Origin of the sequence: Sphingomonas sp., from assembly GCF_013812825.1 — a bacterium.
Classification (GTDB): Bacteria; Pseudomonadota; Alphaproteobacteria; order Sphingomonadales; family Sphingomonadaceae; genus Sphingomicrobium.
Genome location: NZ_JACCSU010000024.1, coordinates 1 through 12,413, shown reverse-complemented (window position 1 = coordinate 12,413; position 12,413 = coordinate 1). Strand labels below are relative to the sequence as shown.

The window sequence follows — 12,413 nt, the reverse complement described above, 5'->3', positions numbered from 1 at the left end:
GGCTCGGTTTTTCGCCCGAGTCAGCAGTGGCTTAGATGAAAACGGCCGGGACCGCCATCATATCCATAACCGATGTTAAGTTTTTTGTATTTCGGTGAACGGAGAGTTAAAATTCTAAGGCTGGTGGGAGGGCTTGTATCGAACTTTCTATTCAAGCCGCTGTTTTCTATAAGACATATCCTCTATTGTCGTTTTTCCCCCACATTTTCCCCCACACTTTTGAGGGGAGGGGTGACCGCGTTTGGCGATTCCGCCGCTTCGAAGTCTGTAGGCAGCACACGATCATTGGTAATTGAGCGTTACGCAGCCGACGTATGAATGCCGTTGCTGGCGAGCGGAAGCAGGCCAAGAAAGAATTCTTTGGCTCGAGTGCCTCCCTCAAGGGGGTTCGTCTTCTGCATGCGGGTAGGAGCGTTCAGGGTCCTGGGTAGATTTTTTGGCAAATTTTTGGAAAGTTTTTTGGAGGTTTAAGCCAACGCGCGCATTTGGCCGGCCTGTCAAAGTTAGCCGCACTAGTACCGCGTGATGAGTGTCTGGGCGGGTGGCGATCAACGCGTCGGATTTCAGGTCAACACCGTTGCCGACGCCAAGCAGCATGGAATTGGCGTCCAAATTCGCATGCCTCGCTGAGATAATCAGTTCTGATCGCGCGAGTTCCAAAGCACCCTTGAGGCGCGAGATATAGTGCGCCACCACTGCATCTTGACGCGCCATTTGGCCCGATGCTGATCGATTGAAATGCCTGCCGAGGCCTCGGCCATCGTGGCTTGCGCTGCCGGCTTCGCTGCCTCGATTTGCCTGTTCGTGGCATCTGACTACTGTGCTGCGTCTACGAGCTTGCAGGGGAGCCCTCCGTTGCCCGATTGCTACGGTGCTTTGGCGCGCTTACGAGCCTGCACGACATCACTGAAAGCTGACGCTAGAATTCCGGTGGGCATTGCGATCAGGCCGATGCCAGCGACAGCGACCAAACCTGATAAGAATTTGCCCAAGGCGGTGATCGGATACACGTCGCCGTAGCCGACAGTAGTGAGTGTAACCACTGCCCACCAGAAGCTTCGCGGAATACTTCCAAACTTGTCCGGCTGGAGGTCTCCCTCAGCCCAATACAGCAAGGTGCTAGAAATCAGCATTAGAATGGTCGCCAACCCAAACGTCAGGAGCAATTCGTGGCGCCGGGAATGAATGGCGGTAACGATGTCGTTCCAAGCCCGGGACATCCTGCCGAGCTTGGCCAATCTAATTATCCTAAGAAGGCGTAGGAACCGTAAGACCACACTTCCGCCGCCGCCAAAAGCTGCGACGATTGGGATAATCGCTAGGAGGTCAACAACAGCGGCAAATGAGACAGCATAGCGCACGCGTGGCCAAGATTTTTCTGCGTATTGGGGGCTCTCTGGCACGATCCAAAGTCGTGCGAGGTATTCTATAACGAACGCTACGCCGACACAGATCTCGAATAATCTAAATTGAAGGTCGTACCCTCTCGAAATCGCGGTTTCAGTCTCAATGATCGCAGCCGTTGCCGCTATGATGATAAGCGCCATTAGTAATTTGTTGGTCAAGGATAGACCCGGTTCACTACGCAATTCGGGGTCCAGCTGCAGTGCGAGCGCTTTGCGCAGGGACTGTCGCGGCATGGCGCTTATCTCCGGATGTTTTAGACCATGCACCTAAGTACCCGCGACAGGAGCTGGCAAGCTTTCAGGTTGCCCGTTCGACGTGTGTCGTGCAGAACTGCCGAGAGTAGGGGATCGAAGTATGTCCGATAACAAGCCAGCCTCAGAGTCCGACGTCACCAAAGATTGGCGCGCAACGCAGGGCCAAGAAGCCACCGCCAAACGCCTTCGAATTTTCGCCGGGCTCTCATGGCTCATTGCCATCGGCGGTGAGGTCACTGGGATCGTCTTGCTCTACCAAAACAAGTTTGACGAAGGAAACCTCCCACTGCTGATTGGCATCTTGGTCGGTATCGCAATCTTCGCGATTGCCGGCAGCTTGATGTGGAAGGCGGCCAACAAACACGACCCGGCCCGCAAGTCTGACAAGGCAAAGTTCTTTTTCCAGAACCAGCTAGGTGCGATCGTCACCCTGATCGCTTTCCTTCCACTGATTGTCCTGATCTTCATGGACAAGGACATGGATCCGAAAAATAAGAAGATTGCCGGCGGGGTTGGCGTCGTCCTGGCTGCACTTGCGACGCTGATCGGCGTGAGCTTCGACCCGCCCTCGGTCGAGCAGTACACTCAGGATATGAACACTTGCGCGGCCCAGATCAAAGCCAATGAGCCCACCACCGCATGTTCACCGGAAGTCGCCGCTCAGGCGCAGGATATCGCGAGGGACTCTGAGACGGTCGCTGAAGCGACGAAGAACGCAGACAACCCACTCGGTCGGGATGTCGTGTACTGGATTGCTCCAGCGGCAGGGGCGAAAAAGTCTGACCACCCACTCGTCTTCCATCTCTGTGACAATGTCAGTCCGCTGCGCGGCAAGAACGTAAATCAGGGCTCCGTGACACAGGCTTATTCCGAAAACGCAGTCCGTATTACGAAGCAGATTGCGATGGAGCAGAACCAGTGCGGCTTCACCGGCGCAAATTCTGCCGAAGCCGCCCAACCGACAGCTGGCTGATTAGCGGCGAATTACGTGCAGTGGCTGCAGCGCCTTCTTCGTCGTGCCGATCGCGAAGCTGCCAATGCCGCTATTGAAGCTGCAATTCGGGACAAAGTTTCGCCCAACATCTCGGAAATAGCGGCTCGTAGCGCTCTCAGTGAAGAACGAACGCAAGAGCTCTTCGAAAGCGTGCTGGCCGGCGTTGTCCGGCAACGCGTTACTGATGGGGTAAATGCAGGCCAAGTTCCCAGCCAGCTGATTTACGACGACGTAATCGGACTGGGCTGTCCGCCAGATGCAGCCAAGAGGCTTCTGGAACAGGCAGTGTCAGATCATTTCACGGCGCTCGTTCTTGAGATCCTCGAAGATGGCCAGGTAGATCCGACTGAAGATCGAAGACTAGGTGAATTCATGGCCATGATCGGCCAATCGGTGCTCTCCCCGAACACCAAAGTTGCTATCGATGAGGGCAGAAAGGTCTATCGCGCCCATCACGGGTCTCTCGAACAGGTCGACGCGCCGGTCCTACTGAAGCGCGGCGAGTTCTGCGTTTACGTGGTGTCCGCGGAGGCGTTCGAAGATCGCTCGCGAACAGTCCGTGTCAACTATCACGGACCCACAGTGCGAATTCCTATTATGAAGGGTGTCTCGTACCGGCTTGGCTCTTTTGCGCCATCGAGACAGACAGAAGAGTACCAGCATTCTTTCGGCGCTGGTGCACTCTGCATGACCAACCAGAGGCTACTCTGGATCAGTCCAAAAAAATCGATTTCGGTGCCGCTGTCCAATATCGTGCGCTTCGACCCCTTCACCGACGGTCTCAGGATATTCAAGGGAAGCGGCAAGCCTCTGCTCTTCGTCTGGCAGGGCGATGACCGGGTGGCGACGGTTATGGCTCAGCGAACCATTCAGGAGCTACGCTAGTGTCTAGGTTTGCTGAGCGCGGCGAATCAAACAGCCCGGAACGCAACTCAGGTCAATCATCGCCGGCACGGATCCGGGCCAGCTGCGTGATCACACCCTGCCAAACGATTTCGTCGCCCTCATGCTGACGCGCCTGTGCGTCGGCGAGTTTCGCGGCAGCATGGTCTTCCGCACCAGGGCCGCGCACCGCTATTAGCATTTTGGCGACATTCCACAGCTCCCACGTTGCGACAATTGGTTCAGGCTTCATTTGGGCACCTTCGACTGGTCTGCCGTCATCCTGACCGGTGGCGTATGACCCGTTATATAATTGCAATTCAATGAGATCATACCATTGTGACGACTGGTCGCTCCGGGGGGAGTGAGTCGCAGCGCGCCGGTGACACAGTCTCTATAGGGGCTCGGCACCAGGGGGAGTATGAGCGAATGAAAATCATCTCGTTGTTAGTCGCGGCTGCATCGGTCGCAATCGGTCCCGCGGCCATCACCTGCGCGGCACCGGCATGGGCTGAAACGGGCTACGCGAGTTGCTGCAAGGTTTGCAGTAAGGGCAAGGCGTGCGGGGACAGCTGCATTTCCCGTGATAAGGAATGCCACAAGGGGAAGGGCTGCGCCTGCAACGGATAGATCGCCACTAAATGCGCTTCCTCGCGGGCCTGGCGATTGCTTGGGTGCTGCCCGCGATCGCTCTGTCCGGGTCGTTTAGGCTTTTCGCGGCCACTACCTACGTCGCGGCAGCGCCAAACTCGATAGTGCCGGTTGGAACAACATTCACCTGCACGCCCACTGCCGTCTGGGACGGCGACGGTCCGATTTGGTGCGCAGAGGGTCCCAAGATCCGCATCGCCGGTGTCGCTGCCCGAGAAATGGATGGCAGCTGCCGCAATAACCAGCCCTGTCCCTCAGTGAACGCCGTGGAAGCCCGAGATCGCCTCATACGACTTCTCGGCGGCCCAAAGGGCATCTCATCAACCGGCCACGTCCGCGTTCGAGCAGCCGCCCTGCGTTGCCTCTCAGAGGGCTCCGCAGGCGGGTCTAGAACCGCTGCTTGGTGCACGTCTCCCGGCGTGGGTGATCTTTCGTGTGCCGTCATCCTTGCTGGCGGCGCAGTTCGTTGGCCGCGTTATTGGGGGAAGCACCAATGTTAGCCACGCGCGGGTCTGTAGCTATGGCGGCGTTCTTCGCTGTGACCGCTTGCGGCTCTCCCGATGCGCTAAGAAGGGCCAGTGAGCGGCAGCTATCCGTCGTGCTTCAAGATAGTGCAGTCTGACACGTAATGGAGCAAAAAATGGGCTTGAGGATAACGGTCCGTTGCGTTGGTGGAGTTGCACTCTTTGCGATTTTTGGATGCGAAGACCATCGCGCCCGCCGGACAGAGCAGCTTATGACGCCCGCAGCTCTAGCCGGCTTAAGCAACGCTGAAAAATTGGCTTATGAGAAATGTATCGACCGCTCTTTCGCAAACATCGATGCAGAAGCGCAGATACATCTATGTCGTGAGGCCGCACTTGGGTTGCTGACTGAGTCGCAGGCAGGCTGCCAAACCGACTGGGATGGTCGCGCGAATCCTACAATGTGCGATTAGAAGCCACCTGCGCCCGGGAGCGCTATAAGATGCCCGCCTTACAAGCGTTTGCGCGGTGCTCGACATCCTCCTGCTAGAACAACGGACCGAAGTGGCACTAGGTGCCATGCCAGGGCCCACGCATTAGCCGTAGGAACGCTCAGCACCTTGGTTCAGAATCTAGCCCATCAACCAGTTCACCGCCAATATCGTCCGCTGGAGTAAATGGGCCCGTTCGGGTGCGGGTCCATGATGAAGGGCGGCTTCGGAGTTCGCCGCCAACTAGGCTCTTGCCTGGACGGCTCGAAGCCGTTCTGCCGCAGCGCGCTTTCCGCCAGTTCTCGCTCAGGAAAATCGAGGTGGTCGAAGACGCCCGAGCAATCATGAATGAACCACACGCGCACGTCATCGGTACGGTCATCCACCAAAGCCCAGTTTTGCTGGAGCATTTCAACCACCTTCACCCAGTAGTCGCGGCTGCGGATTTCGACCGGCTCACCCAGTAGCATGAAATGATTCTCCTTCCTGTTCATCATTGAATAAACCACATCACTCCTGATGTGATTGCCTGAGGCAGCCTCGGGCCGAGACGGTTTTGTCACTCAATGACACGTGAGTGCCCAACTGATAATGTGAAAGCGACTCAGCTGCGGGGGCGGTTTATGATCGATAAGCGACTGGTAGTTGGAGGCTTCGCTGCAGGCGTGGCGATTGGCCTCGCATTGCTGCCTGTCATGGCCGCATCTAATAGCCCTCAAGCGGAAGCGGCTGACGCCCTGCGAACCTCCCACAGCGAGAATGCCGGCATCATAAGTTCGGAAGCTGCTGTCGAAGCGCGTTCGGCAACAGGCGATGCTCCGACCTTCCGGGAGATGGTACTTCAGGTCCAAGCGGCGCAGGGCGGTGTTGGCTTGAGCCTAGACCAGATGCGGGAACTTGCCGTGATCAGCAGCAGACTAAACGGGAATGGACCGGTGGTCGGTGCTCCGACCTTCCAGCAGATGGCGCTCGAGGTGCAGAGGCAGCAAGGTGCTGGCTTGAGCATGGACCAGGCGGAGGTTCTTGCCGAGATCAGCAGCATGCTAAACGGGAATGCACAGGGATACGGCTCAGGTCCCTCAGCTGCTGCGTCCTACGGAAGGCGCATGCCATACAGCGCCCCGACCATGGATCCAGTGTTGCAACAACCAAGGCGGTTCAGTCCGTCAGAAACGCGCAGATCACGGGCCGACAGGTTCAGCGTACTGGACGACGAAGACACATCCAGAAGTTATTCAACAGCGCGCGAGGGCTCAGCCTATCGTACGATGCCCCGCACAGAGATTTCTAATAATGGCGCAATAAACCCCGCCACAGGCGAGTACTTTCCTCGCGCTGGCCAGGGTTACGTCAGCAGCCGTAACGGCACCTACTATGCTCCGGCTGGACCGAATGGTGTTACAAATACTCGGACAGGCGAATTCGTGCCCGTGGGTCGATGAGGCAATAGTGCTAATAGACGTTCCGATACCATAGCGCTTTGAACCCGCTGTTGCCGTTCCACTGCCGCTTGCGCGCAAAGCCCAGCTTGCGAAGTGCAGCGCCTAATTCGCCCGGATGACAGTTACCCCGCCATCGGCCTCGCAGCGACGACTGCAACGCCGACAGAGAGAGTCCATCCCGCTGTAGTTGTTCTGGTATAGTCCCCATGAGACGCCTCAAGCGGTCCTCGAGCGGGCTCAACCGCTCGCGAACCTCCTGGCACGCCAACGCGCCCTGTTCGGCACGTCGTGCGGCGTCAGCTTCCACGCTGGCGTTTAGTTGCTTGATATACGCGCTCATCGAGCATCGCTCCTGTTGTGATTGGCGGTGACTACGCAGACCAGTGACGCATGGTGAAGCAATCGTGACGCATTCCCCAGGATTGCGTCACCAGTAAAAGCCGCAGGAATCCTGGCTTTCCTGCCGACACGTGACGCAATGATGTATTGTTCTAAGATAATAGAATTCAAAGACACCAGCGCGGCCAGCGTACCGCCGACGCCGGGCGGCCTGACTAACAAGAAAGGCGCCGGCGAATCCGTCACCACCTGAAACCACAGTATAAATGGCTGAAAACCGCCACTCGCAAGGGTGACGTAACATAGCCGGAATCCGTCACCGCTCCGCCCCAAGTCACGCATAGACCCCGGCGTCCTTGCGGACCGTCATCGCGAAGGCATCGGCGGACGGCATGGCACGCCGTCCACCCGTACTGGCGTGATCTAACGGCAATTCAAGCCGCGTCAGGTAGCGCCCTAAGGCGTTCGAGGAGACGGGTCGAACACGCCGAGCTTGTGCATAGCCCGTGTAATCATCGTAGAGTTGCCGGGACTCAACAGTCCCATTGAACCACAAGCAACCACGGTCAGCGAGGTCGAGCGCCCACTGGGCTTCCAACGGCAGGCTCAGCTCCTGTTGCTCGCGTAGTGCCTCGGTGACGGGAAACGCGCGAAGGTTCAGGCCATCCAGCTTGAAGCGCTGAAGAATATACATCAGTGCCTCGATGCCGCCGTTGTCCGCCTCCCGGTACAGCGCATTGAAATAGGCATGGTCGCCCATCCGCGTGTGACCCACGTCCAACACGAACCAGCGGCGAGCGCCATGGCCTGCTGGGACTGCCCATTTCGCGTTTGTTGCCGCCATGATGTGCAAGATGTTCGGGACCGAATAGACCCCCCCGTGCTTGCGCTCGACGGTCAGGTAGGGATCGGTGACGATGGATTTGAACTTCGACGCCGCGTCCTTGTCGCCAGCCCAATGCAATTCGTTCAGGACCACCAAGCAGCGCGTTTCAAGGTGAGCGTTGAACCTGCCCAGCAACTGTGTCGGCTCGGCCATCACCAACGCATGGTCGCCGAGCATCTCGGCTAGCCAGACCCCAACCAACGACTTGCCAGATCCTTCGGCAGGGCTGCGAAGTACGACAACCACGCCAGGCGCTTCCCAAGGTCGCTGAACAAGATGCGCCATCCACGCGAGCAAGTACCGGAAATGCTCCCCGTTGCGGCTGCAAACCACGTCACGCAGGTGCCGCAGCATCCGCTTGCACCTTCCCCGCCGCGCGTCCCGACTAAACCCGCGCCATAGATTGAGCATTGGTTGGCCAGAGGCCGTGGTCACACTGCCAGCGGGATCGAAGCGGACTTCCGCCACTTCGCGCCGATCAGGGCTGCTATTCCAGATCGGATAGGCTGGCCTGCGGCGCCCGTCCGCGTTTGCGATCGAGCGGCTAGCCAGAGCCTCCTTTACTTCCTGGGGCGAGCTTGGATGGACGCGTCCTGCACCATCAACCCGGAAATGCGTAGACTTGCCACCCCAATCATGGGCGAAGCCAAAATGCTTGTTTATCTCCTGAACCGCGGGCGCCCCCGAAAGCTGGCGCGGCAAGGACATTATGCCTGCTAGCGCCGGGAGAACCGCGGTAGGCACCGGCACGGGCGATACAGGCACAATGCCAGAGAGCGACCCGGCCCGCTTCACTAGGCTATGCTGCACCCCAGCATCTCGCAGCTTGGCAAAAAACGTCGCCTCGGTAATCCCTCCCGCGCGGGACGGATCGAAGCTGGCCCAATCCTCCTCAAATTTTTGAGGATCGAACGTGCCACCTTCCTTGCTCCATTCCCGAGCCGCATCTTTGGCCCAGGGGCCAAGTGCCGCAATGCTCCACAAGTCCCGTAGCCAACCATCGTGCCCGGCATGAGGATCGAACACGCGCTGCCCGCCCACGGTGGCTAGCAAGAGTCGAGCAAGCTCCGCACGATTTTCAGGGGTGTCGGTGTGCAGGTCTGCGCACTGGTTGATAGACTGGAGTTGGGGCGGCGGGGGCAGATTTCCCTTGAACTTGCGCGCAAGCTCATCCCGCCACACATTGAGCAGTGCGTGCGGAATCACAGGGGGATTGCGCCAGTCTCCCGGGCCGCCCCAGCGATAAGGCTGGCCCGTGTCAGGGTGGATCGAAGGCGGCAACACGTCCTGAACGGAATTGCCGCCCGCATCGGCACATCGAAACTCGAGGATAACACCGCCAGCAACCCCCTTGACCTGCAAGGTCTGAATAGGCCCGACGTCATCAGGCAAGCGATAGATCAGCTTGCCTCGTCCCTTGCGCCCGGAGGTGATCCCCACATGATCGCGTGACGAAATAATCTCGCGCGGGCTCACACCCCGTGCCAGCAACCACTCCCGCGCTTGCACATCATCGTCCACGTCCAGCGCCATCGTGCCGCACGAGGCGTGTAGCAGCCCTACGTTTTCCGTTAACTTCGATGCCACAACAGTATCTGTGATGGCTTTCTCGGGCAGGTTCCAGCCTGTCATGATCGGGCCTTTGCGGCCGAGTGGGATCGCGCACAGTGCAAATCCATGCCGGACATACTCCGCGGCAAAGCCACCGGTGCCAGTGGGAGAACTAGTCGCCAAGGTCTGCCGCCCCGGTTTTAAGTGAAGGCGAGTGGGCCCAGTTCCACCCACGTTGCACGGCTTCGGCTTCGGCGACTTTTCCCCGTGCGCGCATGTTGTCGTAAAGGCCGCGGCACCGGACGGCCTCAACCCGCGCCTCTTCGGCGTTCAGTTCGGCGGCCACGGCATCATATCTCAGGGCCGCGAAAAACTCTGGCGGTGACTCTACACCCACAGACGGTGCGGACCACCGGTCGATGGCAGCGGCCACGACCCGCGCGGAATAGGTGGTATCGTCGCCACCCATGCTGTCCCCGCTGCCCGATTCGTGCAGCACCATAAAATCTTTGCTGCTCGCTACTGCAGAGACGCTCCAACGTCCCGTGGTGACATCATCGGCGGGCCACCCGGCGCGCTGATCAGCAGCCATCAGCGCATCGATCCAGGTCAGGGATCCGTGCGTCATAGGTCCGAGCTTGGTCGGCGAGGTCATGGCTTACATCTCCGCCTGCTGATCGTCTTCGATGCCAGCGAGCCGCTTGACGCTGGAAATCTTCACGAGCCGCCGCCTGCCGATACGGACGGTTTCCAGAACGCCTTCTGCGATCAGTTCGTCCGTCTTCGTCGAGCCAAGGCCAAGCGCCCGACCAGCCGCTTCTTTGCTGCACAGCAACGCTTCCATTGCGGAACTCCATCATGGTCAGCGCGACTTGCGCGGGCCGTGACGTGTTCAAGCAAATAGACAGCGCTACGTCAGACGATAAAGGCCTAGAAGGGTCGGAAACCTATTTCCCGGCCTCCTTTTCGTACATTGTCCAGAAGGGGCGTGCGTGCTCCCTAATTGTGCTTTCAGACTTGGTGACATCTTCAGCCGCAAGATATTCGACAATCGCCTTTTCAATGTCCGCTAATCTTTTTGGCTGCAGTTCACCTGCGTACAGTTGGCGAGCCAATTCGATGATCACAGCTTCCCAGTCGTCCGCGACGGGTCGGCCACGCTTCGAACGACCCTCGGTTGCAACAGGTTGGAGCGATCCAGAGGTGCTCGGGATTTGCGCCACCATCGCGTCGATACCCGAACGTTCGAACGTGACGCCAATCGCTTTCCAATCCTGCTCTTGTTCATTCCATTGAACCCGCGCCGAGAAATCTCCGTGATCCCAGTCAGGGATCATCGCCCGCCCTCGCCAGAAGTCTTCGGGTATTGGGCAGTCATGGTCCTTGGTTTCCCCTCCCGGCCAAGACTTTTGGAGCAAGGATGCCTTCGCCTTAACTGCGCCGGAACCAGCCCGGTTGATTATTGAATTTGGTCCCCCCGTTGGCTTCTTTGCGGGCCACACCACCGTCCACGCTTCAATAGCGCTAATCCAATGCTCGCTCATTTGCCCCCCTTGGCCTTTCTGAACGGCACGACCGCCGTGCAGTCATTGGCCTCGCTGGTGCAATAGCGCCCCCATTCCGCCATGAGCTTCACACGCTGGCCAGGCTGGCCCAGTGAGCCGAGATACGTTGTCCGGCGATATGCGGCTTGCACGGCGTCCGGCGTCTTGTGCGCCAAAGCAGCTTCGACCACGGCATCTGGATAGCCCTCGTTCGCCGCCCAGTCCGTCAGGGCGCTACGGAAGCCGTGGACGTGGTACGGCTCGCTCATGTCGCGCAGCACCTTCAAAAGCGTCATGTCGGACATTGGGCCGCCACCTGCACCGGGGAATACTTGATCGGTACCCGCAAGCTTCAAGGCTGCCGCTTTGGCGAGCACCGCCAGTGCGGCGTCCGACAAGGGTACCATATGCGCCTTGCTCCGCTTCATGTGCGCCACTGGTATTGTCCACAGGCGACCTTCCAGATCGATCTCGTCCCAAGTTGCGAGCCGCACCTCTTGGCTGCGCACCCCTGTTAGGACCAGGAATTCCAGCGCGAGCCGTCCGTAAGAAGGTTTCCGGCGCAACGCGGCGAGGAAGCTCGGCACAGCGCTGTCCGGCATAGCTTTGCGGTTCACTCGGTCTTTCACCTGCCGAGGGAGGCCGCGCCCCGCCTTCAGGCTCCCATTGCCCGAAGGGGCTTCGGTCGAACGCCAGCCCTTTGCGTGCGCATAGTCCAGCACCGCGCAAATTCGATTGCGCACCTGACGCGCGGTTTCGGGAATTTCCTGCCAAATCGGCGTCAGCACGGTGATTATGTCGGACGCCATGACGCCATCGGTCGACACACTGCCTAACTGGGGGAAGGCATAGTTCTCCAAGCTTGCGAGCCATTGGCGGGCATAAATGGAGCTTTTCCAGCCCGCCTTATTCTCGGTGTGATATTGGCGCGCGGCGTCGCGAAATGTCACTTTGGCTGCAGCTTCATCCTTCTTTTCCGCGAGCAGGTCGCGCCGCTGTACCTTGATCGCCTTGCGAAGTGCGTTTGCCTTATCGCGGGCATCCGCCAGCGTTAGCAGGCGGGCAGACCCAAGCCCGATGTCCTGGCGCTTGCGGTCGCGTTGGACTCTCAAGGTCCAGGACGCGCCGCCGCGTTTATCCACTTTCAGGAATAACCCATCGCCGTCCTGATAGGTGCCGGGAATCGGTAGTGCCGCCTTTACCGCCAACGCCGTGAGCTTGCCCATGTTCTTCTCCGTCACTTTTTTGCCCCAGATTTGGGGGTTAGAGTGTGGGGGGAAGACGATCCTCCCCCACACTTCCCCCACTTTCCGACCCGGTTACAGGCGGGAAGTGCCGGGCGCAAGCGACCCTGCACGGCAAGAATAGCCGGTGCTTTCCGGGATTTCTACGGTTATTGACGTGGCACCACGGGAAGGGTTGTGGTGGAGAGGGCTGGATTCGAACCAGCGTACGCTTGCGCGGGCAGATTTACAGTCTGCTGCCTTTAACCACTCGGCCACCTCTCC

11 protein-coding genes and 1 tRNA gene are annotated in these 12,413 nt (G+C 58.8%); 2 read left to right on the top strand and 10 right to left on the bottom strand.

The annotated features are described in order from the left end of the window. Positions 1-378: 378 nt before the first annotated feature. Complete coding sequence (locus H0T81_RS03005; RefSeq protein ID WP_294009607.1) at positions 379-714, bottom strand: hypothetical protein; 336 nt, start codon at positions 712-714, stop codon at positions 379-381. Positions 715-866: 152 nt separating this feature from the next. Further along, the gene (locus H0T81_RS03000; RefSeq protein ID WP_294009605.1) at positions 867-1,565 is read right to left on the bottom strand and encodes an ion transporter; all 699 of its coding nucleotides are present in this window, start codon (positions 1,563-1,565) and stop codon (positions 867-869) included. 196 nt (positions 1,566-1,761) lie between these two features. Here H0T81_RS03000 and H0T81_RS02995 point away from each other — a divergent pair, with 196 nt between their 5' ends. After that, positions 1,762-2,634 carry a hypothetical protein gene (locus H0T81_RS02995; protein ID WP_294009604.1) on the top strand — a complete coding sequence of 291 codons (873 nt, stop codon included), beginning with the start codon at positions 1,762-1,764 and terminating at the stop codon, positions 2,632-2,634. A 15-nt stretch (positions 2,635-2,649) separates the two neighbouring features. Then, on the top strand, positions 2,650-3,540 hold the full coding sequence (locus tag H0T81_RS02990) for a hypothetical protein (RefSeq protein ID WP_294009601.1): 891 nt from the start codon (positions 2,650-2,652) through the stop codon (positions 3,538-3,540). Positions 3,541-3,592: 52 nt separating this feature from the next. Here H0T81_RS02990 and H0T81_RS02985 read toward each other — a convergent pair whose 3' ends face one another. The 8 genes from H0T81_RS02985 to H0T81_RS02950 form a co-directional block, all read right to left on the bottom strand. After that, positions 3,593-3,790, bottom strand: coding sequence for a hypothetical protein (locus H0T81_RS02985; RefSeq protein ID WP_294009598.1), 198 nt, complete (start codon positions 3,788-3,790; stop codon positions 3,593-3,595). 1,511 nt (positions 3,791-5,301) lie between these two features. Beyond that, entirely contained in the window at positions 5,302-5,637 is a 336-nt protein-coding gene (locus H0T81_RS02980; RefSeq protein WP_294009595.1) for a hypothetical protein, read from the bottom strand. Positions 5,638-7,258: 1,621 nt separating this feature from the next. Then, positions 7,259-9,595 carry a DUF5906 domain-containing protein gene (locus H0T81_RS02975; RefSeq protein WP_294009592.1) on the bottom strand — a complete coding sequence of 779 codons (2,337 nt, stop codon included), beginning with the start codon at positions 9,593-9,595 and terminating at the stop codon, positions 7,259-7,261. Further along, positions 9,534-10,016, bottom strand: coding sequence for a hypothetical protein (locus H0T81_RS02970; RefSeq protein WP_294009589.1), 483 nt, complete (start codon positions 10,014-10,016; stop codon positions 9,534-9,536). Before H0T81_RS02970 ends, H0T81_RS02975 begins: the two co-directional genes overlap by 62 nt. A 3-nt stretch (positions 10,017-10,019) precedes the next feature. Further along, positions 10,020-10,205, bottom strand: a complete 186-nt coding sequence (locus tag H0T81_RS02965; protein WP_294009587.1) for a hypothetical protein — start codon at positions 10,203-10,205, stop codon at positions 10,020-10,022. A 103-nt stretch (positions 10,206-10,308) separates the two neighbouring features. Next, positions 10,309-10,905, bottom strand: coding sequence for a hypothetical protein (locus H0T81_RS02960; protein ID WP_294009585.1), 597 nt, complete (start codon positions 10,903-10,905; stop codon positions 10,309-10,311). Continuing rightward, entirely contained in the window at positions 10,902-12,131 is a 1,230-nt protein-coding gene (locus H0T81_RS02955) for a site-specific integrase (protein ID WP_294009583.1), read from the bottom strand. The genes H0T81_RS02960 and H0T81_RS02955 overlap by 4 nt, the downstream gene beginning before the upstream one ends. Positions 12,132-12,327: 196 nt before the next feature. Then, positions 12,328-12,413 (bottom strand) — tRNA-Tyr (locus H0T81_RS02950).